Annotated in this window: 23 protein-coding genes and 1 pseudogene; all 24 read right to left on the reverse strand. The window is 38.8% G+C overall.

Annotation, left to right across the window (positions count from 1 at the left end):
• Position 1: 1 nt before the first annotated feature.
• Positions 2-931 (reverse strand): metal ABC transporter solute-binding protein, Zn/Mn family, encoded by a 930-nt coding sequence (locus tag E7C97_RS04760; RefSeq protein WP_316108314.1) that lies wholly within the window; start codon positions 929-931, stop codon positions 2-4.
• 164 nt (positions 932-1,095) lie between these two features.
• Positions 1,096-4,197 carry a pneumococcal-type histidine triad protein gene (locus E7C97_RS04765; protein ID WP_316108315.1) on the reverse strand — a complete coding sequence of 1,034 codons (3,102 nt, stop codon included), beginning with the start codon at positions 4,195-4,197 and terminating at the stop codon, positions 1,096-1,098.
• A gap of 343 nt (positions 4,198-4,540) precedes the next feature.
• Entirely contained in the window at positions 4,541-5,947 is a 1,407-nt protein-coding gene (gene lacG / locus E7C97_RS04770; protein WP_316108316.1) for a 6-phospho-beta-galactosidase, read from the reverse strand.
• Between the two features lie 98 nt (positions 5,948-6,045).
• Entirely contained in the window at positions 6,046-7,737 is a 1,692-nt protein-coding gene (locus tag E7C97_RS04775) for a lactose-specific PTS transporter subunit EIIC (protein ID WP_316108317.1), read from the reverse strand.
• On the reverse strand, positions 7,737-8,054 hold the full coding sequence (locus tag E7C97_RS04780; protein ID WP_049527213.1) for a PTS lactose/cellobiose transporter subunit IIA: 318 nt from the start codon (positions 8,052-8,054) through the stop codon (positions 7,737-7,739). Before E7C97_RS04780 ends, E7C97_RS04775 begins: the two co-directional genes overlap by 1 nt.
• Before the next feature lie 35 nt (positions 8,055-8,089).
• Positions 8,090-8,926, reverse strand: a complete 837-nt coding sequence (locus tag E7C97_RS04785; protein ID WP_061863124.1) for a PRD domain-containing protein — start codon at positions 8,924-8,926, stop codon at positions 8,090-8,092.
• A 234-nt stretch (positions 8,927-9,160) separates the two neighbouring features.
• On the reverse strand, positions 9,161-10,141 hold the full coding sequence (gene lacD, locus E7C97_RS04790) for a tagatose-bisphosphate aldolase (protein WP_316108318.1): 981 nt from the start codon (positions 10,139-10,141) through the stop codon (positions 9,161-9,163).
• Position 10,142: 1 nt separating this feature from the next.
• Positions 10,143-11,072 carry a tagatose-6-phosphate kinase gene (locus E7C97_RS04795; RefSeq protein ID WP_316108319.1) on the reverse strand — a complete coding sequence of 310 codons (930 nt, stop codon included), beginning with the start codon at positions 11,070-11,072 and terminating at the stop codon, positions 10,143-10,145.
• A gap of 10 nt (positions 11,073-11,082) precedes the next feature.
• Entirely contained in the window at positions 11,083-11,598 is a 516-nt protein-coding gene (gene lacB, locus E7C97_RS04800) for a galactose-6-phosphate isomerase subunit LacB (protein WP_316108320.1), read from the reverse strand.
• A 148-nt stretch (positions 11,599-11,746) separates the two neighbouring features.
• Complete coding sequence (gene lacA / locus E7C97_RS04805) at positions 11,747-12,172, reverse strand: galactose-6-phosphate isomerase subunit LacA (protein WP_000029280.1); 426 nt, start codon at positions 12,170-12,172, stop codon at positions 11,747-11,749.
• A 257-nt stretch (positions 12,173-12,429) separates the two neighbouring features.
• Entirely contained in the window at positions 12,430-13,323 is an 894-nt protein-coding gene (locus E7C97_RS04810) for an aldose 1-epimerase family protein (protein WP_316108321.1), read from the reverse strand.
• A gap of 102 nt (positions 13,324-13,425) precedes the next feature.
• Complete coding sequence (locus tag E7C97_RS04815) at positions 13,426-14,901, reverse strand: PTS galactitol transporter subunit IIC (RefSeq protein WP_075227662.1); 1,476 nt, start codon at positions 14,899-14,901, stop codon at positions 13,426-13,428.
• 44 nt (positions 14,902-14,945) lie between these two features.
• Positions 14,946-15,251: a PTS sugar transporter subunit IIB gene (locus tag E7C97_RS04820; RefSeq protein ID WP_000590576.1), complete on the reverse strand. Its 306-nt coding sequence runs from the start codon at positions 15,249-15,251 to the stop codon at positions 14,946-14,948.
• A gap of 39 nt (positions 15,252-15,290) precedes the next feature.
• Entirely contained in the window at positions 15,291-15,767 is a 477-nt protein-coding gene (locus E7C97_RS04825) for a PTS sugar transporter subunit IIA (RefSeq protein ID WP_316108322.1), read from the reverse strand.
• 200 nt (positions 15,768-15,967) lie between these two features.
• A complete protein-coding gene (locus tag E7C97_RS04830) occupies positions 15,968-16,576 on the reverse strand; it encodes a hypothetical protein (protein ID WP_049504634.1) in 609 nt (202 codons plus the stop codon).
• 197 nt (positions 16,577-16,773) lie between these two features.
• Positions 16,774-18,597, reverse strand: coding sequence for a translation elongation factor 4 (gene lepA / locus E7C97_RS04835; RefSeq protein ID WP_049510208.1), 1,824 nt, complete (start codon positions 18,595-18,597; stop codon positions 16,774-16,776).
• Positions 18,598-18,675: 78 nt separating this feature from the next.
• Positions 18,676-19,404, reverse strand: coding sequence for a metallophosphoesterase family protein (locus E7C97_RS04840; RefSeq protein ID WP_316108323.1), 729 nt, complete (start codon positions 19,402-19,404; stop codon positions 18,676-18,678).
• Positions 19,405-21,072, reverse strand: a complete 1,668-nt coding sequence (gene recN, locus E7C97_RS04845) for a DNA repair protein RecN (protein ID WP_316108324.1) — start codon at positions 21,070-21,072, stop codon at positions 19,405-19,407.
• Positions 21,073-21,078: 6 nt separating this feature from the next.
• Complete coding sequence (locus E7C97_RS04850) at positions 21,079-21,510, reverse strand: arginine repressor (protein ID WP_075227667.1); 432 nt, start codon at positions 21,508-21,510, stop codon at positions 21,079-21,081.
• Positions 21,503-22,318 (reverse strand): TlyA family RNA methyltransferase, encoded by an 816-nt coding sequence (locus E7C97_RS04855; RefSeq protein WP_316108325.1) that lies wholly within the window; start codon positions 22,316-22,318, stop codon positions 21,503-21,505. The genes E7C97_RS04850 and E7C97_RS04855 overlap by 8 nt, the downstream gene beginning before the upstream one ends.
• Positions 22,311-23,186, reverse strand: a complete 876-nt coding sequence (locus E7C97_RS04860) for a farnesyl diphosphate synthase (RefSeq protein ID WP_316108326.1) — start codon at positions 23,184-23,186, stop codon at positions 22,311-22,313. The genes E7C97_RS04855 and E7C97_RS04860 overlap by 8 nt, the downstream gene beginning before the upstream one ends.
• Positions 23,183-23,395 carry an exodeoxyribonuclease VII small subunit gene (locus tag E7C97_RS04865; protein ID WP_000043228.1) on the reverse strand — a complete coding sequence of 71 codons (213 nt, stop codon included), beginning with the start codon at positions 23,393-23,395 and terminating at the stop codon, positions 23,183-23,185. Before E7C97_RS04865 ends, E7C97_RS04860 begins: the two co-directional genes overlap by 4 nt.
• A complete protein-coding gene (gene xseA / locus E7C97_RS04870; RefSeq protein ID WP_316108327.1) occupies positions 23,373-24,713 on the reverse strand; it encodes an exodeoxyribonuclease VII large subunit in 1,341 nt (446 codons plus the stop codon). Before xseA ends, E7C97_RS04865 begins: the two co-directional genes overlap by 23 nt.
• A 249-nt stretch (positions 24,714-24,962) precedes the next feature.
• Positions 24,963-25,164: pseudogene (locus tag E7C97_RS04875) on the reverse strand (phosphopyruvate hydratase); the annotation flags it as partial.

Genomic DNA, 25,164 nt, shown 5'->3' on the forward strand with positions numbered 1-25,164 from the left:
CTCATTTCAATTCTTCAGCTAAGATAGCCATATTTTCTTCTAGGTTTTCTAAGTAGGACTTGTCATTTTGTGGGTCTGCCTCTAAAGGATTTAGGGTTTTCAGATTCACACCTGTTGATTTGACAAGTGTATCAGCTACCTTTGATGAAGCATTACTCTCTGTAAAGATGGTTTTGACCTTATAAGTTTTTACAAATTCCTGGATCTCAGTCAATTGTCTTGGGCTTGGTTCTTGATCAGGAGATATTCCCGCAATTCCAAGTTGATTGAGCCCAAATCGTTTAGCTAAATAAGAAAAAGCTGTGTGTTGGGTTACAAAAGTTTTTTGATTAGCTTTTTCAAAGATGGGTTGGTATTTCTTGGTTAAGTCTTGAGCTTTGGTACTAAAGTTCTGTGCATTTTTCTGATATGTATCCTTGTTGGCACTGTCCAATTCTGATAACTTATCAGCAATAATCTGCGCTTCTTCTGCAACCTTTTCAGGGTCAAGCCAAGTGTGAGGATCGTACAAGGTCTTCTCATCAATCCCATCTCCTGCCTGCATATCTTCTAAGCCAGGCACGCGCTCTAAAGTCATACCTTCTGATGCTTCTAAAACCTTCACCTTAGATTTTTGCAGACTTGGGTCTAAACTTCCTGCCCATGACTCCAAGGTATGGGAATGATAAACAAAAACATCGGCATCATAGATAGCTGCAATATCATTTGCAGAAGGTTCAAAAGAATGGATACCAGAACTAGACTGAATCATCCGAACATCATTTAGATCACCTGAAACCTCTTTGACCATAGCATAGACAGGATAAAAACTGGTCACAATCTTCATTCCCTTATTTTCAACACTCTTGTCTTGACTGGTCTTTTGTCCACAAGCTCCTAAAACGAGGGCAAAGAAGGCCAGCATGAGCCATAGGATAGTTCTTTTTTTCATAACAACTCCTTAACTAGTATTTAACCATTTAATTAACTAGTAAACATTTTACTCTTAAAAATTTAAAATGTCAATATTTTTTATACATTTTCATGAAAAAAGTGAGAACTAGATTTCATTATCAGTTCTCACTAGTCATTTTTATCATTTGACTTTTAATTGTTTTAGTTTGCTTTAGGTTTACTATTTTTTAGTAAGGCTATGAGATTTTCAGCTTGAGCCATAATACCATTGTTATCCATAGTACCTAGTGTTAGATTATTACGTAAACCAGCCAAGGTTTCGCTAGCATTGGATTTCACTCCTGCATCTGTCACATTCTTTAATAACTCCTCTGCTTCTTGTAGTTTAGCTTCTATCTTTTCAGTATCAACCTGTGGTTCTTTCTCTGGAGATTCTTCTGGTTCATCAGCTGGTTCATCGGCTGGTTTAGTATCCTCTGGCTTTTCCGTTTGCGGTTTCTCCTCAAGAGTTTTTTCATCTTCAGTTTTTTCTGTCTGAGGTTTCTCCTCATTTGGTTTTTCATTATTTGGTTTTTCATTATTCGAATGGTCATGTTGTCCATTTTGATTTCTTAGAACATGGTCACTTGCATTTCCCCAACCACTATCCGAATGCGGACGCTCGCTTGGATGCTCGACATAGTACTTCACAGTCGCAAAAAGATCTTCAAGCGCATATCCCTTAGGAGCTTCGTAAAGCCCTTCATCAAACCATTCAAACTTGATATTATGGTAATGATCAAAGTGAGGGATAATCAAGTTACCATTTTTGACATCAACTGCATACTGTAGATTATACGGCATGCGATCTAGCGGTACCTTCTTCTCAGCTTTTACCCTATTATAGATAGCTTCTGCCCCTTTTGCTTCCGATTTTGTTGAGTTCTGATTATCTGTCGAAGGAGGCGTCAATCTCTTCTCTTTGGCATAAGCCTGAGCAGTTGCCCTCTCAGCTTCGGACAAACTATCCTTACTAATCCAGTGACTATGCCCCATATGTGGTGTTACATAGGCATCCCCCTCATCACTGATAATATCATGCACATCAAAGATGTAGCCATCCGATGTTGTGTACTTATCTGCTAGCTGAGCTACACGAACTTCATCGGCACTATACTCGATTTGTGAGTTTGGCTTACCAAGACGTTCTGGATGACTAATCGGTGCAATAAATTTAAGCAAATCATCTACAAAGGCTACCTTGTTTACATGTTCATCATTTAATCTTTCTAGCAATTGATCTAAAATCTGGAAGTCAGATAGCCGTCCCTTATTTTCAAGTAAGTTCCTATGCGTTTGCTCCAACAAACTATAAGCCTTATCATAGAATTCCTGATCCCTAGGAGCTATTGTGCTTTTCTTCTCCGCTAAGGTATGAGATGGTGTAGCCACCTTATTTAGTTTTTTCTCAAAAGCTATAAGATTCTCTTTAGCCAAATCTTTAGCTAGAACATAACGACTAACGCCCTTATCCTCGATAATATATCCGTCTCCAACTTTTCTAACAACCTGGTTGACATCAAGTTCAGTCGGTTTATTTTCCACTGGTGCTTGAGATTTGGTAGTAGGAGCTGGCTTCAGAGGAGTAACACTTGGCAAGACACTGCCATTTTGCCCTTTTAACGGAATCATTCTTGCAATCTTCTGCTCTAAATCAGACATTTGGGAATAAGGGATAAAGTGATAATGGTCTCCGTGAGGCACTGCGACACCATTTGCAGTACGTTTGATGATTTGAGCAGGATCAAAGACTAATCCATCAGATTCCACATGACGTTCTGATAAAGGTTTGGCATACAATTCACTTAAAAGTGTTGAAATGTCTTCCCCTTGATTTTGATGATAAGTTGGGGTGACAGTCAGGTTTGGAGTCTCTGTCAAACTTGGTTGGGCTGGAGCCGGATTTGGATTGTTACTACTTGGTTTACTTGAGCTTGTAGCAGAATGTGAGCCCTGCTTCCCATTCCAATAAGCTTGGGCTGCAGCCAATTCTCCTGCTGACAAATCACTCTTAGGGATATAGTGGAAATGATTGCCGTGCGGTACAACAAAAGCGTCTCCTGTATCTTCAATCACATCTGTCGGACTAAAGACATACCCATCATCCGTTGTATAGGCTCCTCCAGTTCCTCGATTCGGTGCCGGCGTATTGAGATCAAATTTTGGTTTAATGGTTGAACTTGGTTTATCTGTACTGCTTGGTTTCGGATTGTCAGAATGACTTTGAACTGGCTGACCTCCAATTGGAAGATTTCGAGCCAATTTTTCTTCCAAAGCAGACATTTGCGAATAAGGAATGAAATGGAAATGATCCCCGTGAGGAACTGCCACACCATTTGCAGTACGTTTTGTAATCTGTGCTGGGTCAAATACTAATCCATCAGACTCCACATGACGTTGGCTAAGTGGCAAAGCGTACAATTCTTGAAGAAGACTAGCTAAATCCTCACTTTGACTTTCAGAATCTGTTGCAGGATTTTGAGGTATCTCAGATTGACTCGTTCTCACACTAGATCTTGTTTCTCCCCTGCTAGAACGATATTCAACCGTACTTAATTGGCCACCTTTTCCAGATAAGAAGGCTTGGGCTGCAGCGAGTTCACTAGCCGATAAGTCACTCTTAGGAATATAATGGAAGTGATTGCCATGTGGAACGATGTAAGCATCGCCAGTATCCTCAATAATATCACTTGCATTAAAAACATAGCCGTCATCCGTAGTATAACGTCCCTGAGCCCTTGCTAGGGTAACTTCATTGCTAACTTTTGTTCCACTACCATGTCCGTGTTCTTGCTTCTGACGATTGATCTCATCCTTACTACGAATATTTTCTGTATGGGATGCATCTTTGAGGTATACATAATAGCGACCATCAACCTTAATGACATAACCACCCTTGACTTCGTTGACAATATCCTCATTTCGAAGTTGATAATTCGGATCTTTCATCAGAAGTTCTTCACTAATGATAGCATCATAAGGAACCTTGCCATTATAGTAATGATAATGGTCTCCATGTGAAGTTACGTAGCCTTGATCGGTAATCTTAACGACAATCTGTTCTGCATTAATACCTTCTCGCTGACTAACCTCATCTGGCGTCAGATTTTCAGTCTTAGCACTAGCCTGATTCCCTTCTATATAAGACACACGATTAGACTCTTTGCTAGTCTGTAACGCTTGGTAACGCCCCAATTCATAACTGGAAAGGCTTAATGCTAAAAGAGCTACCGAACCAAGAACATATTTTTTATTGATTTTCATCTAAACACACTTTCTATTTTCATTTATTCGTTAAAGAAGAACTATACTTTTCCTCAAGAACATCCTTAACCGGTTAAATATCGATTTAGAAAAATAACTCACTTTTAAAACTCCTCCTATTTTCTATATTTCAAACAAGATTTGAGCGAGTGAGTTACCTCTTTATGTGCTTAACCAGTTATTTAACTAGTTAATAGTTTACTCCTATCACATAAATCTGTCAAGAATTTTTTTGACTTTCAGGTAAAATCTAGATAAAAAGGATTTAGTCATGCTCTATGCAAAACTAAATCCCATATTATGTATATCAGTAATACTAAGCTATTTTTATTCTTTGATTAGCTTATTCAATAATCTGCGTCTCAGCTAGTTTTTTATACCAATGTGCAGATTTCTTAGGATAACGTTCTTGTGTATCGAAATCAACATAGAAAAGTCCGTAACGTTTTTCATAACCATTAGACCATGAGAAGACGTCCATGAGTGACCAGATGAAGTATCCTTTGACGTTTGCACCATCTGCAATCGCATCAGACAATACTTCCAAGTGTTGTTTCACATAATCAATACGGCCATCATCGTAAACAGTGTTGTCCACAAATTCATCTTTGTATCCAAGTCCGTTTTCAGTGATGTAGATCTTCTTGTAGTTTGGATAATCTTTCTTAACACGCATGATTTGATCATACAAACCTTGAGGGTAGATGATCCAGTCCCAGTCAGTACGAGGTACATAGTCAGGCGCTACTCTACGACCAACACCTTTGATTTGGTATTTAGAGCTTCCTTTCTCCCCTTTACCATTATGGATGATTTCTGTTTCACCATCAAAGGCTTCCATCCAGTCACTCATGTAGTAGTTAATTCCAAGGAAGTCGTTCAAATCTTTAGCTGCTTCAAGTGCTGCAAAGTCTTCATAACGAAGGTCCAAGCTACCACCATTTACTGATAAGATGTGGTTTACACCTTCCATTGTTGCATCTGAATAGTGTCCAAGGTATGTAGCATCCAAGATAAATTTGTTGTGGATGATATCTTCCAACTCAGCAGCACGAACGTCTGCAGGATTTTTAGGAGCCAATGGATACTTGGTTGGAAGGGCATGAACAACCCCGATTTCACCTTTGTAGCCTTTGTCTTTATACAATTTTACAGCACGAGCATGAGAAACCATCATATTGTGGTGGGATTGGAAAACTTTGGCAAGGTCATACTGGATACCTGGAGGAAATTTCCCAACCAAATACTGACCATCTCCAATAGGGCCGATTTCATTAAAGGTTGTCCAGTAGTTGACTTCTGGGAATTCTTCAAAACAGAAGGCAGCATAATCTACAAAGTGTTCGATGTTTTCACGATTTAAGAAGTCTCCATTTGAGTGAAGAGCTTCTGGTGTGTCGAAGTGATGAAGGGTTACAAAAGGTTCTACATGGCGTTTATGACATTCTGCAAATAAGTTATGATAGAATTCTACCCCTTTCGGATTTACTTCACCATAACCAGTTGGGAAAATACGTGACCAAGCAATAGAAATACGAATACCATTTACACCATATTCCTCAGCTAATTTTAAGTCTACTGGATATTTATGGTAGAAATCACTCGCTGGTTCAGCTGTGTACCAATAGTTATCTGCTAGGTATTTGTCCCAGGCAACAGGACCTTTACCATCTGTATGCGTAGCTCCTTCTGCTTGATAAGCTGCTGTTGCGCCACCGAAAATAAAATCTTTTGGAAGTGTTTTTGTCATTTTTTCACCTATTTCTTGATTGGATAAAATGAAAAGCGAGCGGAGAGGAGTTAGTGAGGTACCCTTCTCCATCTCACTTCAATCAACAGTATTTATTATTATTGAAATTGTTCTTGAACAAATGCAAGAGCACCTTTACCATCACGAGTCAACTTGATGTATTGAGCTCCTTCAGTCTTAGCCAATTTGATTCCAAGTTTATCTGTTTCAGCCTTCATGTCCTCATAGTTTGAAGCTACTTGAGGAGCAAGAATAACAAGGTCAAATTCTGGCAACATTTCACGGTGAGCACCATAGCCACCAGCTGCAGCTTTAACTGGCACCTTGTACTCAGCTGCTGCTTTGTTCAAGGCGTTGGCAAGAAGACCACTTGTTCCTCCACCCGCACAAAGAACGAGCACGTTTGTTTCTTCAGTAATTGTATTTTGTGCTGATTCTACTCCAGCTTTTTCAAGGATAGCATCAGCTTTAGCAGTATTGAAGTTTGCGGCTACTTTTTCTTTTAATTCATCGTTGGCTTTACCAGAACGTTCTTCTTCAAGAATTTGTTCGTCATAAACCTTGAGGAATGGATAGTAGATTGCAATATCCACTACGATTAACAATGCTGCAAGAGCAAATGACAAGAACTGGAAGTTGGTACCAAGAACAATACCTAGAGGTCCAGGCGTAGTCCATGGAAGGTTGGCAGTAAATGAGTTCATGCCGAGAGTTTCGATAAAGAACTTAAAGATCCATACGTTTGCAATTGGTGCAAAGATAAATGGAATAAAGAAGATTGGGTTCAAAACAAGTGGTGCACCAAACAAGATTGGTTCATTTACACCGAAGAATGTAGGAACTACTGAAGCACGTCCAATAGCACGGTTACGCTTAGACTTACACAACCACATAAACATGAATGGAACTACAAGAGTTGCTCCTGTACCACCCATAGTGACGATAAACATTTGTGTACCAGATGTAAGGATCTTATCAGCGTGCATACCTTGTTGAAGAAGGTTCAAGTTGACTTCGGCATTTGCATAAGTAATCGCTGCAATCGCAGGTTCAACGATAGATGGACCGTGAATACCGACAAACCAGAAGAAGGCAAAAGCACCAAAGATAATAGTAATACCAAGATAACCGTCTGCTGCTGAGAAAAGAGGTGCAAAGAACTTACCGATTGATTCTGCAACGCTTGCACCAACAAATTGACGAGCGAGCAAATCAAGAGCATAAAGAGAAACAACTGAAAGCGTAAACGGAATAACGTCTTTAAAGACTTGTGAGATATTCGGTGGAACTTCGTCAGGCATGCGAATAGTAACGTTGTTCTTCACACAAACCTTATAGATAGCTACAGTTACAAAAGCTGCCAGGAAGGCTGAAAGCAACCCTTTTGTTCCAAGGAAACCAGTTGCAAAGCCACCCTCGATTGGGTCAGCTGCTAACATCAGCAAACCAACAATAGCCGCCAATAGCGTTGACATATAGTTGATTTGGTTGGTTTTCTCCATACTACGATTGACGGAGTCTGTTAAAGATTTAGCAGTGGTACCAGCTACCAAGACTGCTAGAATCCCCATAGAGTAGCTGTAAGGTTTCATCAAAAGTGCTACTACTTCATCAGACCATTTAAAGCCCCAAGAGTTTGGAACAAAAGCAATCAAGATAAAAATACTTGAGAAGAGAATGACAGGCATTCCAGCGATAAATCCATCTCGAATAGCACGAAGATAGATATTTCGAGATAGTTTTTCAAAGAAAGGCTTCCCTTTCTCGATATAGGCAATTAACTTATTCATTATTTAGCTCCTCTTTTATAAAGTTCAATTAAATGATGCACCAAATCTTTTAGCAAGATTGTTGTCATCAGGTGATCTTGTCCGTGCATCATTGTGATGCTGTATGGAATTTCTTCCCCTGCAGCTTCTTGAGCAAGCATAGATGTTTGCGCTTTGTGAGCTTCCGCAATGCAACCTGCTGCTTCTTCAACAAGAGCTTCTGCTTTAGCAAAATCGCTAGCTTCAGCAGCCTTCAAGGCTTCTAATAATTTTGAACGAGCATCACCTGCATAGGCAACGATTTCAAAACCTAACAATGTTACTTCTTCTCTATTCATGATAGAATTCTCCTTATAAATTTTTTAGTAAAGCGTTATGACAATAAACGTTGGATGTGTAGAACAAGATAAACTCGTTCACTCTTGTAGAGGTCAAGACCAGTTTCCTGAGCAATGACCTCATAAATTTTGCTACCAATCTCGAATGCTTCTGGATAGGTATTCTTTATATGTTCTTCCATATCGAGCAAGGATTGATTATCATCGCGACTACGATCCAGATAATCCAAGAAATAATTTAGATGAATCATAAAGCGGTCGTAGAAATTATTATTTTCAGGTGTTCGCTGGATTTTATAACTCTTCAAAACGCTTTCGACCCTCTTTAAAATTTCCTTTCTCTTATCAATCGACTCAACAACTTCGACTTCACTCTCACCTTCGGCATTGATGAAATGATAAGCGATACGAATGATTTCGTCTTCAGGAAAATTTTCTGTCAGTTTTTGACGATAAATTTCAAAAGCTTCTTGTGCAATTTGAAAAGCGATAGGATATTTGGCAGAAATGTCAGGCAAGTTACTATCCTTATAGCGTCCTTGGCTAATAGCCTGATAAGAACAATAGATATGGTCTGTCAGAGTGACGTATAGATACTCTTGGACAGGATATTGATATTTTTTAGAAAGATTATCAATAATCTCATAAGTGACCGTAATAAAATCAAGCGGTACATCCTTTAGAAGAGCCATAAAGTTTTCTCGCGACTCTTCTGTTTTCATCCGAAAAACTTTTTCAACCTGATCCTCAGAAATCAAATCTCCTTTCTTCTTACCGAACGAAATACCCTTACCAATTACGATCAACTCCTCTCCCTTGCTATTCCGCACGAGAGAAACATTGTTATTCATTGGATTTAATATCCGATACATGGCAACCTCCTTGCCCTATTATTTAAGTTTTGTGAGCATAAAAAATGACCACAAATGAACTCAAAAAATATACATCTGAGTCATCTGTGATCATGCCTAATATTACTTAGTAACACTCACTTTTTATTAACTTGTGACTTAAGTATAGCACAAGATTTTTATTTTGTAAACCTTTACATACAACTTTTTTTAAAAGTTTTTTAGCTAGGTTTTAGGACATAAAAGGGGGGAAATTTAGACACGTTCGGTCCATGAAGTTGCTGTTGTTTGAAGTACTTTATTGAGTTCATCAATGTTTTCAAAACCAGTTGTACGAAGCCATTCGCGAGCTGCTGCTTCACCTTCTTTGATATAAGGTTCAACTGAACCCGCCCAAGTAGCACGACCACAAAGTACACCGTTGAAACGAGCACCTGAATCATGAGCAAATTGCAATGTTTCTTGGAATAATTTAGCTGATACACCTGCACTCAAGTAGATGTATGGCAAGTTAGTAGCTTCGTCTTGAGCTTTGAAGAATGCTGCTGCTTCTTCACGGCTGTAAACGACTTCTCCATCACCAAATCCTTCAACATATTTCACGTTTACTGGAACTTCAACTTTCAATACGTCGATGTTGAAACGTGGATCTGAGAATACTTTCATAGCTTCGATAACTTTACGAGGTTTTACTTTCGCATATTCTACAGAACCTGCATCAGCAATCTTTTCATCGTAAGCCAAGATTTCCAAGAAGAAAGGAATATCTTCGGCAACACATTCAGAACCAACACGTTCGATGTAAGCTTGTTTTTGTTGGTTCAATTCATCTGAACTATCTACATCGTAGTAAAGCAAGAATTTAACTGCATCTGCACCTTGTTCTTTGATACGTTTTGCAGACCAAACATCTAAACAGTCAGGCAAACGTTTTGTACTTGAAGTATCATATCCTGTTTTTTCATATGCAAGAAGAAGACCAGCTTCTTTATCCAAAGCTTTTGTTGCAGGAAGTCCGTATTCAGGGTCAAGAAGCATAGATGAAGCGTATTTTGTCAATTCATCCGCTACCAAGACTTTAAGTTCTTCCATTTGAGCTACTGTTGGCTCTTCTGTTTGGTATTGAGCCATAAGGCGTTTCAAAGCACCACGTTGGTCAAAAGCAAGAGCTGAGATGATACCATTCTCATTAGAGAGTTTTTGCATACAAGCACGTTTATTTTCTGTTAAAACCATTTTATACCTCTTTCACTACTAGTTGGTCATATAGGCCTTGATAGTTTGCCATATTGACATGACCAGTCATTTTTTCTTGAGCATTTAGCATACCAAGGACATTCGCCTTAGTCAGTAATTCTTGATCCGTTTCTTTATGGAAAAGACCTGAAGCAATACCTGCCACTGTAGAATCGCCAGAACCGACTGGATTTACTACTTGAATTCTTGGAATATCTACTTTGTAGAAAGTGTTACCGTGTTTAGCGAATGCTCCGTTAGCACCTAAGGAAACGATAATCCACTCGATTCCATCAAATAGTGGTTCTTGAAGGACTTCTTTTAATTCATCCAAGTCTTTAGAAATTTCTCTTCCTAAAAGTTGAGATAATTCTTCATTATTTGGTTTGATGACTGTTGGTTTATGTGGAGACTCAAGAACTGCCTGAAGTGCAGCGCCTGAACAGTCCAATACAACAGGTTTACCAGCTTGGTTAGCAAGTTCAACCAGACTAGCATAATAATCCACTGGAAGTCCTGCTGGTAGACTACCTGAAATGGCCACTACCTCTACAGTCTCTAAAAGTTCTTTGAAATGAGCCAAGAAATCTTGACCTTCTTTTTCTTGAACTTCAGGACCTTTTTCTAGGATTTCTGTTTGGTTTTCTCCATGTAGAATTGCGATACAGTTACGGGTTTCACCTTGAATAGAGAAGAAACGTTTGCTTACATTATTATCAATATTTTCTACTAAAAAATCACCAAGTTTACCACCGACAAGTCCTGTTGCGACTACAGAGTCACCAAATTCTGATAAGACCCGAGTAACGTTAAGACCTTTACCACCAGCAGTTTTCGTAACATCTACAACACGGTTGACAGTGTCAATTTTCAATTCATCCAAAGGATAGGAAATATCAATGGATGGGTTCATTGTGACTGTTAAAATCATAAGTCACCTCTTAGTCGTGGTATTCACCACGATCCCATTTTTCAAGGAACTCTGTAAAGAAGTTGGAATCCGTTTGATGATCGTTATGAGTTTCAACGTGTTGGATTTTAGCGATCAATTTTTTGTTTTCTTCAGATGGTTTGTATTCAGCATTGATGAAAGCTTCAATGATATCACACATGAGCAACTCACCAGTGATTTTACCACCAAATCCGATAACATTGGCATTCAATTGTTCTTTAGCGTAAAGAGCTGTTGTCATATCACGAACCAAAGCAGAACGAACACCTGGAACCTTGTTAACAGCGTTATTGATACCTACACCAGTACCACAGATACATACACCAAGATCAGCTTGGCCACTAACTACTGCTTCACCAACTTTTTTACCAAAGATTGGGTAGTGTGTACGAGCGTGATCATAAGTACCAAAGTCGATGACTTCATGTCCTTTTGATTTCAAAAATTCTGAAACCGCCATTTTTTCATTTGTTACGATGTGGTCACATCCAATTGCAATTCTCATTAGTTATTCCCTCCGATTAATTATATAAATCTAATATCATTTATCCTTACTCAAGAAAAATCAAGATTAGCTTAGGAAGCGAGCTGCGAGCATAACTGAGGTTAGCTAAAGTGAGCTGACGACAGATTATCTTGATTTTTGAAGAGTATTAACACATTTTGTTCAACATGTCGACCCTGATTTGGTGACGACCGCCGTCATACTTACCATTTACAAAGCCTTTAGCGATGTTCTTAGCCAATTCGTCACCAACAAGTTGAGCACCCATAGTAATCATACGTGAGTTGTTATGACCACGAGTCATATAAGCTGAACGTTCGTCAGATACTTCTGCAGCAACCATTCCTTTGATTTTAGTTGCAACCATAAATGGACCTGCACCATAAGCATCAATGACAATACCAAGGTTTTGTTCTTCTTTTTTAACTTCTTCAGCAACTGCAAGAGTTACATCAACGAAGTCTTGACCTTCAGCTGTAACATCCACAACGTGGAAGTTTTCTTTTTCCAAGAAATCTTTAACGACTTCTTTCAATCTCAAACCTGCAGCATCTGCACCAATAACAATAGACATATTGTATACTCCTTTTTTATAATAGACCAGTAAAAATTTTTTGGTTCTGGAAAGAAAATGACCATCACCAAATAGTTACTAGTAGTTTTGTTGACTATTTTACATTAAGAATGATTCATCTAATCACTCTTAAAAACTTCTCCTAAGAGAAATTGGAAGAATAATTTGTTAAAACAAACACAAATTGTTCTTTCTAAACATAATATACTACTATTGTTTAAAAAAGTCAACAGTTTATGTTTGTTTTTGTTTATTTTTTAGAAAATTTCTATATCAAAACCAATTTGATCACTTTGAGCTGGATTTAAGATTCGAACATTTTTCTTATCTTCTAGATGATCGCCCTCTTCGACTGAAGTTGACAAACCTGACCAAGGTTCCAGAGCAAGGAAGGGACCTTTATTAAGCGTTGACCAAACGATGAGGTTTGGAAACTCTTTAAAGTCTAGTTTTAATCCCTTATCATGCTTACGTGACCGTAAGGAAACAGAGCGAGAGGCTAACTCATCTAAAGTCACAGCATCATAGCTAAAGAAATCATAGTTTAGATCCAATTCTTTTTGCTCTTTTAACCAGCTACTTCTATCTTGAAAATCTAACATCCCTGTTTCTGGGAATGGTTTTGGAACTGTACAAGTTTCAGCTTTTTCAAACTCAAGATAGTAGTCTTCATAAGCTTCATCATCAAATAAAGGACAATTAAAGCCTGGATGTCCACCAATAAAGTAAGGCATTTTCTTATCTGTTTCCTTATTGGTAACTTTATACTGTGTACGAATAGTCATTCCAGTAACAGTATAAGTTATTTCTAGGCGAAAATGATAGGGATAGTTCTCATACATTTCTTGGTCATCTTCGATAGCAAAAGTGACAGAATTCTCTGTTTGTTCTACTAATTCAAATTCTTTTTTTCGAACCAAACCATGACGTGGAATTTTACCTTTTACTTGACTACCATCTTCTTGATGATATAAGACAGTATCATTTCTAACGGATCCACAAATTGGAAATAAAACAGGTGCTTGTCCACTCCAGTAAGTTGGATCTCCCTGCCACAAATACTCAATTCCATCTTTGTCTTTTATTGAAGAAAGTGCACCACCAAAAGTTTGAAACTGCACACTTAACTGTTCTGTTTTTAATTCAATCATTAGAATTACCTTCATTTATTTAGGCTTAAAAAAACTAGGCTGTCGACTCCAGATTTGGAAACTGACAACCTAGTTTTTACAATTTACATTTTTAGGAGCGAATTATTTTGCGTTTGCTGCGTATTCTTCATTACGTTTGATCATTTGTTTTCTGTACCATGCAAAGATACCAACGTAGAATACTAGGAATACTAATGCGCCAAGGATAGCTTTGATATCACCAGTTGTAGCGTTACCAATTGCCCAACCAAATAGTTTTTCGATTGGTCCTTCAAGAGTTGAGTGAGTAATTAATTGAGTTTGGCTTACACCTTCTGGGAAGGCACCTACACCTTTAGCAAGTTCTGTTGCAAATGGTGCGATAAGTGTACCTGAAAGAAGGAAGAGTGGCAACAAGAGTGTTCCGAAGATAATCATACGGAGCAATTTACCACGAGTAACTACCAAGAGAGCTGGAGTCACACCCATTGCGATGATACCAGCAAGTGGCAAGATACCATTTCCGACATTTGAAAGAAGCACTGCTTCAACCAACATGATTGGTGCAAGTACGTTGGCACAAGCCCAGATTTCAGCACGACCAGCGATAAATGGCCAGTCAAGACCAATGTTGAATTTACGTCCTTGAAGACGTTTAGTAGCAACGTTTGTAATACCTTGTGAAAGTGGTTCTACGGCTGCGATAAACCATGAACCGATCAATGAGAAGAGCTCCAAGCAGACACCGGCAGTCAAACCAAGTGACAACCAACCTTTAATAACAAGTTCCCATTTATCAGCACCTTCAACACCAGGAACTGGATGTGGAGTTCCCATCAAACCGATAACGATACCAAGGATGAAACCGATGAAGAATTTAGATCCCCAGAAACCGATTCGTTTATTCAATTTAGCAGCATCAAAGTCGTATTTATCAAGACCTGGGAAGAGTTTATCAAAAATCTTATCCAAAACCATGATAACTGGGTTCATCATGTAGTTCATGTGAGTTGAAGTCATTGGTGATGAACTTGGTGCGTTAAGAAGGTCATCAAATGTTGGTTTCATCAAGTCAGAGTTGATGATTTTAAGAACCCCAACAAGAACAACTGCTGCAGTCGCGATGAAGAGTGAAACTCCTTGGCTAACTCCATTGTTGTCAGCGTACCATTTGATCAAAAGACCTGTGATAGACAAGTGCCAGATATCAAAGATATCGACGTCAAGTGTATCAGTTTTCTTCATTGCAAGCATGACAATGTTGACGATCAACATCACAAGCAAGAAGTAAAGTGTCCAAGCTGAACCCCAAGTGATTGTAGCAAGTGGTGCCCAACCAACGTCGGTAATATTCAATTGAATACCAGTGTTTTCAACGAATTTTGCAAGTGATGCTGAGAAAGCACCATTTAACATACCGATGATAGCACCGATACCAGTAAGAGCGATGGCAAGTTTGATACCACCTTCAAGCGCTTTGGAGAATTTCACTCCAAAAAGTAGAGCCAATACTGTCAAAATGATCAGCATGATGATTGGTCCACCCATCTCCAAGATAGGTTTGAAGACCTTATTGGCTAGGTCGATAATGATATCCATAATTTTCCTCCCTTTATTTTTATGGAATATTTACAAATTAATAATTAGCTTAGACCATGTTCTTTGATAGCTGCTTCAATATTGTCATAAACTGGAGCACTCATAGCTGGAATACGGAACAAGATTGGTCCTGCTTCAACAACTGGGATACCTGGTTCAAAACCTAAATCAGTAGCAGCGATTGGTGTGAAGATATCATAACCTTTAATCAAGTCTTCATTGACATCTTTTACCATAACGGCATCACATTGAACATCGTACCCACGGTTAGAAAGTTCTTCTTCAAGAGCACTTTTAATTTGGTGGCTTGAGTTAACACCTGCACCACAAGCAGCAAGAATTTTAATCATTTGGATTTCCTCCGTTTTTATATAAAAATTATTAACAAATTAAGCAGTCGCTTCTGAGATATATTGGAACAAAGCTTCAGGTTCCGTAATCTTAGACAGCGCTTCAAGATGACCATTGCCTGTAAAGAAGTCCATCAACTGTGCAAGTATATTTGTTTGACTTGAACTTGAATTGTTGATGATAAAGAAGAGTAATGATACTTCTACTTCCTTATCAGGTGCAATCATATTGTGGAACGTTACTGGTTTTTCCAGACGAACCACGACAACATTTTCAGTTAGATTATGAATTGTATCAGTATGAGGGATAGCTACGTTAGGCAAGTCCTTCCCTAAAAACTCCATATCCAAACCAGTTGGGAATGATTTTTCACGTTCAATCAAGGCCGATCGATAGGTATCCGTAACAACTTTCTTTTCTTCCAATAGGGTTGCAACTTGATCGAAAAGTTGCTCTTGATTATCTGCTTCTAAGCAAAAGACTAAGTCTTTGTCAAAGAAATGATCTAATCCCATGACCTTCTCCCTTCATATTTAACTTTTATGGTACAAGTATAACACTATATGAAACCGTTGTCAATGTCTTTTGTTGTATTTTGTTTGATTTTTATTTTTTTTGTTTACGAATTAAACATTTAATGATTTCAAACATATTTTTATAATTTTCTTAATAAGTATAATAAAAAAAAACAGGAATGACTCCTGTTTTCACGATATTAACTCTTTTTATTGGTCCAACTTTCTTCCACCATTGGAAGGAGATTTTTTAATACCTCTGGAACACCTTCCAGAGAAACATATCTAAACTTCCCATCATCTGATTTAAATACCCAGATAATTAGATATTTACCATTCTTAGCAATACAGTTTACTACATAGGCCTCATAGCCTCCGATAGTTGATTTTGACCCCCATACCTTGGAAAAGTCTTGACTTTTCTGTTTAGATTCATAAATGCTAGTTGAAATTTGAACAGTTTCAAGCGCTGCATATTCACTTTCACTAATACCAAACTGCTCTGGTTTAAAGGTATTGAGAGTTACAATATTGACATCCGTCCCATCACAATACTGAATGTCATCTCCACCTTCAATTTCTTTGAAATGAACCCATGATTTAGGAATTTTCACATATCCATAATCATCAGATCCAACTATTTGAGTTTCTTCCGTCTGCTTTTGCGATGAACTAGGCTCTTGACTTGAAACTTCTTGAACACTAGAAGAGGCTTCTGTCTTTACTTCATTTGTCTTCTCTGAATTGCTACAAGCAATTAGACTAAGACTACAAAGTAAAAGTGTAGATAAAGTTATTATTTTTTTCATGATAACTCTCCTTTCACTTCTATTTTAAAGTATGAAGGGAAAAGTGTCAAAAAATTACTGTATTTTGGCACTTTACAAAAGTAACCGTGTGATTCAAATCAAAGAAAAAGATTGAAGAAAATTGTCCGAAATGGACTTTTCTTCAATCTAAATCAACTGATCGATTTCTTAAAATCAATGCTATTCTCACATAGCGACTATTCTTCATCCATACTCAAGACACTGAGGAAAGCTTCTTGTGGTACTTCTACAGAACCGATAGCTTTCATACGTTTCTTACCAGCTTTTTGTTTTTCAAGGAGTTTACGTTTACGAGAAACGTCACCACCATAACACTTGGCAAGAACGTTCTTACGAAGGGCTTTAATATCTGTACGAGCCACAATCTTATGTCCAATAGCTGCCTGAATCGGTACCTCAAACTGTTGACGAGGAATGATTTTCTTGAGCTTATCAACGATGAGTTTCCCACGTTCGTAGGCAAAGTCCTTGTGAACAATAAAGCTAAGAGCATCCACCTTATCACCATTAAGAAGGATATCCATTTTCACCAGCTTAGATGGACGATACTCTGACAACTCGTAGTCAAAACTTGCATAACCACGTGTTGAAGATTTGAGCTTATCAAAGAAGTCAAAGACAATCTCAGCTAGTGGGATTTGATAGATAACATTAACACGATTGTCATCGATATAATCCATGGTCACAAAGTCACCACGTTTGCGCTGAGCTAATTCCATTACTGCTCCGACGAATTCTTGCGGTACCATGATTTGCGCCTTAACATAAGGTTCTTCGATAGTTGCAATCTTTGTAGGATCAGGAAACTCGGATGGGTTAGACACATCCATAGACTCACCATCAGTCTGATTAACCTTGTAGATAACAGACGGAGCTGTCATGATGAGGTCGATGTTAAACTCACGTTCCAAACGTTCCTGAATAACATCCATATGAAGAAGTCCAAGGAAACCACAACGGAAACCAAATCCAAGAGCCTGGGATGTTTCTGGTTCAAACTGCAAGCTAGCATCATTCAGTTGCAATTTTTCAAGAGCTTCACGAAGATCGTTGTATTTATTTGACTCGATTGGATAGAGACCTGCGAAAACCATTGGATTCATCTGCTTGTATCCTGAAAGTGGTTCAGTCGCTGGATTTGTCGCCAAGGTTACTGTATCACCGACACGTGTGTCCTGAACAGTCTTGATAGAAGCCGCGATATAACCAACGTCACCCGTTGCTAGGAAGTCACGCCCAACTGCTTTAGGAGTGAAAATTCCGACTTCAGTTACATCGAAGGTCTTACCATTGCTCATGAGCTGAATCTTATCACCAGGTTTGACTACTCCATCCATGACACGAACTTGGAGGATAACTCCACGATAGGCATCGTATACTGAGTCGAAAATCAAGGCTTTCAATGGTGCTGACACGTCACCAGTTGGGGCTGGAACTTTTTCGACAATTTGCTCGAGAATTTCTTCGATACCGATACCCGCCTTGGCTGAAGCCAATACTGCTTCGCTAGCGTCTAGACCAATGACATCTTCGATTTCTGTACGCACGCGCTCTGGATCTGCTGCTGGTAGGTCAATCTTATTGATAACTGGAAGGATTTCCAAATCATTATCCAAGGCAAGATAGACGTTTGCCAGTGTTTGAGCCTCAATCCCTTGGGCAGCATCAACGACCAAAATAGCACCTTCACAGGCAGCTAGGGAACGTGATACCTCATAAGTGAAGTCCACGTGTCCAGGTGTGTCAATCAAGTGGAAGATATAAGTCTCACCATCCTTAGCCGTATAATTAAGCTCGATAGCATTAAGCTTGATAGTAATTCCACGTTCACGTTCAAGGTCCATACTATCTAATAGTTGGGCCTGCATTTCACGACTGGAAACTGTCTCTGTCTTTTCCAAAATACGGTCTGCTAGTGTTGACTTTCCATGGTCAATATGGGCGATAATAGAGAAGTTACGAATCTTCTCCTGTCGTTTTTTCAATTCTTCTAAGTTCATCATTCTCTTCCTTTCAGGGTATCTATTAATTATAAATTGTTTTTAACATTTTGACAAGACCATACCCTGTTAGGAGTACTAATCTTCAGCAACAAAGCCGTCATTTTCAATGAAGTAATGTTCTGTCATACCTTGGTCGGTAAAGACAATACCGTGAAGGACACCACCGTAAACAGCTCCTCCATCCATTCCAATCTTACCGTCTTCTGTCATCCAAAGTTCAGATGTACCAGGTTTTTGATCCAACAAACCATAGACTGGTGTATGTCCAAAGACAATGGTTTTTCCAGTATGATTGGCTGCTTCGTGGAATGGTTTTCTGAGCCATACCTTCTTATAATCGGTAGTATCATGCCAATCATCCAAAGTCAAATCAATACCGGCATGAACAAAGATATACTTATCTGTTTCAATCACAAAAGGCATCTGACGGATAAAATCCACTAAGTCGGCTGCTTCCGTTTCAACACGCTTAGCATCTGCTACTCCATCTACTGGTGCATCTAGTGGACGGCCTAAAATGGAATTAATGGTTGTATCCCCACCATTACGACGATAGTGGTCATAGCTTTCTTCAGGATTATCCAACCAAGTTAAAAACATATACTCGTGGTTCCCTGATAAGCAGATAGCTCCTTGGTTATCTACTAAATCCTTGACCATTTCAAGAACACGGCGGCTATCTTCTCCTCTATCAATCAAATCTCCAAGAAAAAGTAATTGAGTCTTGCCATCCCATGTTTTAAGTAAGTCTTCTAACATTCCAGCTTTTCCGTGGACATCACCAATTACATAATAGTCTGTCATTTATTTCTCCTTACTTTGCAATAATTCTCGCGCTTGACTAAGTGCTGCTTCAGTTACATTTTCACCTGCCAACATCTTAGCGACTTCTTCAATCCTTTCTTCAACTGTTAGCAAGCGAACTGTTGAAACAGTCGAATGTTCATTGCTAATCTTTTCGATGAAGAACTGATAATCTGCAATCGCAATAACTTGCGGAAGGTGAGAAATAGCTAATACTTGACCGTGCTGTCCAATTTTATGAATCTTTTGTGCAATGGCTTGAGCTACACGACCTGAAACTCCCGTATCCACCTCATCAAAGACGATACTGGTCTTGCCTTCCTTACGAGAAAAAGCGGACTTGATAGCTAACATCAAACGAGACAACTCTCCACCAGAAGCTACTTTTACTAATGGTTTAAAATCTTCTCCAGGGTTGGTTGAAATGTAAAATTCAACACTCTCATTACCTTCGCGACTGAATTTTCCTTGACTAAAACGAACTTGAAATTGTGCTTTCTCCATGTATAGGTCTTGCAATTCTTGCTTGATTTCAGCTTCTAAGTTCTGCGCTATTTTATGGCGAGCTTGAGCAACTTGACCTGCTAGATCCACAAGATTTTTTTCAAGTTTCTTGAGTTCGATTTCCATATCTTCAGAAGATAGATTATTTCCTGTTAGAAGATTGTATTCGTCTGTAATCTTGGCAAAGTATTCAAGGACATCATCCACACTACCACCATACTTACGGGTAATGGTGTGAATTAAATCTAGTCGGCTTTCAACCTGCATCAGACGATTCCCATCAAAATCTAAACCATCAATAATGGATTCCAAGCGCTTGGTGATATCTTCTAGAACATAATAGGATTCAGAAAGGGAGTTTGAAATCTCACGATACTCTGGATCGAACTCTTCAAGACTTTCCATATCATTCATGGCCGAACGAACATTTGCAAGGCTTGAAAATTCTTCATTATCAAGCATACCATAAGCATTTGTTAAAGTATCGGCGATATGTTTATGATTAAGAAGTTTGTCTCTTTCTTGATTAAGGGCAATATCTTCACCCGCTTTCAAATTAGCTGCTTCAATCTCAGCCATCTGAAATTCCAACATTTCAATTCGAGCCTTGTGTTCCTGCTGATTTTTTTTGATGTCAAGCACTTGCTTGCGCATACGGCGGTAGTTATCAAAGCTCATCTGATAGGCTTCTTTTAATTCAAAGAAAGAGGCATCCCCAAACTCATCCAACATCTGGATATGTCGATGTGGGCGCATTAACTCCTCTTGGTCATGTTGACCATGGATATCAACTAGCTGTTGACCAATCGTCCTTAATACTGAAAGATTAACCATCTGTCCATTGACACGACTGATGCTCCGACCGTTTTGTAAAATTTCGCGACGAATAATGATTTCATCACTTAATTCTAATCCTTGTTCATCAAAAATTTCTTCTAGTGCGCGATTACTTTCAATTGAAAAAAGACCTTCAATTTCCGCTTTTGGAGCGCCATGACGAATGACTTCTGTTGTAGCTCTGGCTCCTAACATCATATTCATAGCGTCAATAATGATTGATTTACCCGCACCTGTTTCACCAGTTAAAACAGTCATCCCTTGTTCAAAGTTCAAAGAAATTGATTCGATGATAGCAAAATTTTTAATCGAAATTTCCAGTAACATATAATCCTACCAATTTTTAACTTGCTCAAAAATATCCTTGGCTGTTTCTTCACTTCTCAATACCATCAAGATGGAATTATCATCAGCAATACAGCTAAAAATTTGGTCAGAAAAAACAGTCGTCAACTGACTCTTGACGAAAATAGTATTCCCTGGAATGACTTGCAAATTGATCATATGCCCCATGCGCTCAGCATGAATAATATTATTTTCTGCCAACTGCAAGCTTCTAACGATTGATTTTGGTAATTCATAGATGTAAGTATTGTCTTTCAATGGAATTTTTACAATACCTAATTCTTTAATATCTCGGGAGACTGTTGCTTGAGTAGCAGAGATACCCGCTTCTCTCAAGTGTTCAACGATTTCTTCCTGGGTGCCGATTTGATAATCTGTAACAAATCTTCTAATCTTCTCAAGTCTCTCTTTTTTATTCATCTTTAAACTCTCTATGTGCTCTCTCTACAACTTTTTCTATTTTAGAAGTAACCTGATTGATTGCGTGATCTTCTTTTCGCAAATAGGCCAAAAACTCGATATTCCCATGACCACCTTGAATAGGAGAATAGTCCAATCCTAAGACTGAAAATCCTTCATCAACTGCCATTTTAGTAACTGATTCTAAAACATTTTGGTGAACTTTGGCATCTCTGATAATTCCATTTTTACCAATCTGTTCTCGACCAGCCTCAAATTGAGGCTTAACTAAAGCTACAACCTGACCTTGATCAGCTAAAACTCGGTGCAAAGCTGGCAAAATAAGGCCTAAGGAAATAAAACTGACATCGATACTTGCGAAACTTGGTTCCTGTTCAAAGTCGGTCTTTGTAGCATAACGGAAATTAAACTGCTCCATACTGACAACACGAGGGTCTTGACGTAATTTCCATGCCAGTTGGTTAGTACCAACATCAACTGCAAAAACTTGTTTAGCACCATTTTGCAACATGACATCCGTAAAACCTCCAGTTGAAGCTCCGATATCAATGGTCGTTTGTCCCTCAACTGATAGACCAAAAATATCTAGCGCCTTCTCAAGTTTCAAGCCACCACGACTGACATACTTAAGTTTCTCACCCTTGAGTTTCAACTCTGTATCATCAGGAATTTTTTCTCCTGGTTTATCAAATCGTTCGCCATTTAAAACAGCGACTACCAAACCTGCCATAACACCTCGTTTGGCTTGTTCTCTCGTTTCAAATAAACCTTGTTTGTAAGCTAGTACATCTACTCTTTCCTTAGCCATTGATTCTCAAACTTTCTACTATTTTCAAAATTGGTTCCTTATCAAAGCTCACGACTTGGCTAATTTCTTCTAGTTTCGCAGTAGCTTGATCCAAGGTTTGATTGCAAAATGCTATCGCCTGATCTAATCCCAACAATGCAGGATAGGTTGACTTCTCGGCTTGCAAATCTTTCTGGGGTGTTTTTCCAATTTCCTCAAAGCTAGCGGTAACATCAAGCACATCATCTCTCACTTGGAAAGCCAGGCCAATCAACTCGCCAACTGTTTTAAGCTGCTTCTGAAGATTTTCATCCAATTCAGCAATGATACCAGCCGCTTGGAAAGGAAAAGCTAAAAGTTTACCCGTTTTATTAGCATGGATAGTCTGAAGTTCCTCTAAATTCAAGTGTTTTCCTTCGCCTTCCATATCTAACACTTGACCAGCTACCATTCCCATACTTCCAGAAGCAAGGGATAAATTAGATATTAAATCTACCTTGGTTTGACTAGACAAATCAGTTTGAGCAATTAAAGCATAGGGATCCAAAAAAAGCGCATCCCCTGCTAAAATAGCTAGAGCTTCACCATACACCTTATGATTGGTCAAACGTCCTCGGCGATAATCATCATTATCCATAGCAGGTAGATCATCATGGATCAAACTTCCTGTATGAATCATTTCTAGTGCCGCTGCAACTTGAGCATGTTCCTGAGTAATAGGCACTTGCAAGGAGTCCAAAACTTCTAAAAGCAAATAAGGACGAATCCTTTTTCCACCTGCATGTATGGAATAAAGAACAGCTTCTCTTAAACTGGACGCAAATTGTTGGTTGCCATAAAAGTCTTCAAGAGCTGACTCGACCAAAGCTAGTTTTTCCTGCTTGTTCATACCAGTTCACTTTCTGTTCCATCTTCTTGCATCACCTTGACCAAGGTCTTTTCAGCCTTATCAAGTGTTGCCTGCAATTCTTTGGACAAGAGCATTCCTTTTTGAAAAGCTGAAATAGCATCTTCCAAAGCAATTTCACCATTTTCTAAGCTTTGAACAATAGTCTCAAGCTCTGCTAGATTTTCCTCAAATTTCTTTTGTTTTGACATCTCTTACCTCTAATTCTACTTGACCGTCCCGCATCAACAGTGATACTTGGTCATTTTCTTTCAAATCTTTCACCGAAGCGACGACTACTTCGCCTTTCTTGACGATAGCATAACCCCTTGCTACGATTCGACTAGTATCTAGCATAAGGAGAGCTTCTGATAGGCGTTTTACTTCTGCTACTTTTGCATCATAGGTCACAGCCATCTGGCTACGCAGAAGTTTCTTTAATTGCTGGATATGATCCTGATAACGCTGGATTTTAATAATTGGTGATAATTGTTCCAAACGGTGGACTTGTTCTTGCACCTTTTGTTGATTTTGAACCAATTCAGCATTCAGTCCTTGCTTCAGCCGCAGCTGTAACTGATCTAAGCGTTGTAGATAGCCGTCATATAAACGCTCTGGTTGTCTGAAGATGACCGATTGACAGAGGATTCTCAAAGCTTCTTGTTTCTTTGACAAACTATACTTAACTGCTGTAGTCATGCGTTTTTCTTGATTCTGAAGATAGGTCAAAAGATCTAACTTAGTTACTGGTGTAGCGAGTTCAGCAGCAGCTGTCGGCGTTGCCGCTCTCTTGTCAGCAACAAAATCAGCCAAGGTGACATCTGTTTCATGACCTACACTCGAAATAATCGGTAAACGAGATTCAAAAATTGCTCGAACTACAATTTCTTCGTTAAAGGCCCAAAGATCTTCAATGGAACCTCCCCCACGGCCGATAATCAGTACATCTAAGTCATCGCGTTCATTGGCTCGAGTTATATTACGAGCAATTTCCTCTGCAGCACCCTCACCTTGAACTTTAGTAGGATATAAGACAATTTCCACACCAGGGAAACGTCTACTGACTGTAGTGATGATATCTTGGATAACAGCACCACTTCGACTGGTCGCCACACCTATTTTTTTTGAAAATTGTGGTAAAGATTGTTTAAATCGCTCTTGAAACAAACCTTCTTCTGCCAGTTTCTTCTTAAGTTGTTCAAATTGGATAGCCAAGGCACCAACACCATCTGGTTCAGCTTTTTCAATGATAATCGAATAACTTCCACTTGGCTCATAGACTTGGACACGACCAACCACATTGATCTTCATCCCTTCTTCCAAATCAAATCCCAAACGTTGGTAGACCCCCGACCAAATTGTCGCCTGAATAACCGCTCGGTCATCTTTAAGAGAAAAATACTGATGCGTTGGACGCTTGCGGAAGTTAGAGACTTGACCAGTTAAATAGACCCGTTCCAAGTAGGGGTCTTTATCGAATTTCATTTTTAAATACTTAGTCAAAGTTGTAACCGATAAATACTTTTCCATCTCTACCTCCTTCTTTTCTCTAGCTTTTCCTGGGTATTATTATACCAAAAATATGCTTAAAAATCTTTAATTTCCACCTAGAATAGTGAAAATACAGGGAATTTATGTGCGAAATTATTTCTTAATATTTTTGCCCCCTGAACAGAAAAAAAGCCCTTCGGATAAAATCCGAGGGGCTTAAATCTTGTTTAATCAAGAGCCGAACTTTTGAGTTTCAAGGTTCGGGATAAAATAGTTCACTGAACTATTTTATTTCTTAAGGTTGTAGAATGATTTCAATCCACGGTATTCAGCTACTTCACCAAGTTGATCTTCGATACGAAGCAATTGGTTGTATTTAGCGATACGGTCAGTACGTGAAAGTGAACCAGTCTTGATTTGTCCTGCGTTAGTTGCAACTGCGATGTCAGCGATTGTTGAATCTTCAGTTTCACCTGAACGGTGTGATACA

This window comes from Streptococcus sp. (assembly GCF_032481935.1).
Classification (GTDB): Bacteria; Bacillota; Bacilli; order Lactobacillales; family Streptococcaceae; genus Streptococcus.

Bases quoted from the DNA above. Each gene is read 5' to 3' on its own strand.
- E7C97_RS04760 (WP_316108314.1), bottom strand. From the start codon at position 931: ATGAAAAAAAGAACTATCCTATGGCTCATGCTGGCCTTCTTTGCCCTC.
- E7C97_RS04765 (WP_316108315.1), bottom strand. From the start codon at position 4,197: ATGAAAATCAATAAAAAATATGTTCTTGGTTCGGTAGCTCTTTTAGCA.
- lacG (WP_316108316.1), bottom strand. From the start codon at position 5,947: ATGACAAAAACACTTCCAAAAGATTTTATTTTCGGTGGCGCAACAGCA.
- E7C97_RS04775 (WP_316108317.1), bottom strand. From the start codon at position 7,737: ATGAATAAGTTAATTGCCTATATCGAGAAAGGGAAGCCTTTCTTTGAA.
- E7C97_RS04780 (WP_049527213.1), bottom strand. From the start codon at position 8,054: ATGAATAGAGAAGAAGTAACATTGTTAGGTTTTGAAATCGTTGCCTAT.
- E7C97_RS04785 (WP_061863124.1), bottom strand. From the start codon at position 8,926: ATGTATCGGATATTAAATCCAATGAATAACAATGTTTCTCTCGTGCGG.
- lacD (WP_316108318.1), bottom strand. From the start codon at position 10,141: ATGGTTTTAACAGAAAATAAACGTGCTTGTATGCAAAAACTCTCTAAT.
- E7C97_RS04795 (WP_316108319.1), bottom strand. From the start codon at position 11,072: ATGATTTTAACAGTCACAATGAACCCATCCATTGATATTTCCTATCCT.
- lacB (WP_316108320.1), bottom strand. From the start codon at position 11,598: ATGAGAATTGCAATTGGATGTGACCACATCGTAACAAATGAAAAAATG.
- lacA (WP_000029280.1), bottom strand. From the start codon at position 12,172: ATGTCTATTGTTATTGGTGCAGATGCTGCAGGTTTGAGATTGAAAGAA.
- E7C97_RS04810 (WP_316108321.1), bottom strand. From the start codon at position 13,323: ATGATTGAATTAAAAACAGAACAGTTAAGTGTGCAGTTTCAAACTTTT.
- E7C97_RS04815 (WP_075227662.1), bottom strand. From the start codon at position 14,901: ATGGATATCATTATCGACCTAGCCAATAAGGTCTTCAAACCTATCTTG.
- E7C97_RS04820 (WP_000590576.1), bottom strand. From the start codon at position 15,251: ATGATTAAAATTCTTGCTGCTTGTGGTGCAGGTGTTAACTCAAGCCAC.
- E7C97_RS04825 (WP_316108322.1), bottom strand. From the start codon at position 15,767: ATGGGATTAGATCATTTCTTTGACAAAGACTTAGTCTTTTGCTTAGAA.
- E7C97_RS04830 (WP_049504634.1), bottom strand. From the start codon at position 16,576: ATGAAAAAAATAATAACTTTATCTACACTTTTACTTTGTAGTCTTAGT.
- lepA (WP_049510208.1), bottom strand. From the start codon at position 18,597: ATGAACTTAGAAGAATTGAAAAAACGACAGGAGAAGATTCGTAACTTC.
- E7C97_RS04840 (WP_316108323.1), bottom strand. From the start codon at position 19,404: ATGACAGACTATTATGTAATTGGTGATGTCCACGGAAAAGCTGGAATG.
- recN (WP_316108324.1), bottom strand. From the start codon at position 21,072: ATGTTACTGGAAATTTCGATTAAAAATTTTGCTATCATCGAATCAATT.
- E7C97_RS04850 (WP_075227667.1), bottom strand. From the start codon at position 21,510: ATGAATAAAAAAGAGAGACTTGAGAAGATTAGAAGATTTGTTACAGAT.
- E7C97_RS04855 (WP_316108325.1), bottom strand. From the start codon at position 22,318: ATGGCTAAGGAAAGAGTAGATGTACTAGCTTACAAACAAGGTTTATTT.
- E7C97_RS04860 (WP_316108326.1), bottom strand. From the start codon at position 23,186: ATGAACAAGCAGGAAAAACTAGCTTTGGTCGAGTCAGCTCTTGAAGAC.
- E7C97_RS04865 (WP_000043228.1), bottom strand. From the start codon at position 23,395: ATGTCAAAACAAAAGAAATTTGAGGAAAATCTAGCAGAGCTTGAGACT.
- xseA (WP_316108327.1), bottom strand. From the start codon at position 24,713: ATGGAAAAGTATTTATCGGTTACAACTTTGACTAAGTATTTAAAAATG.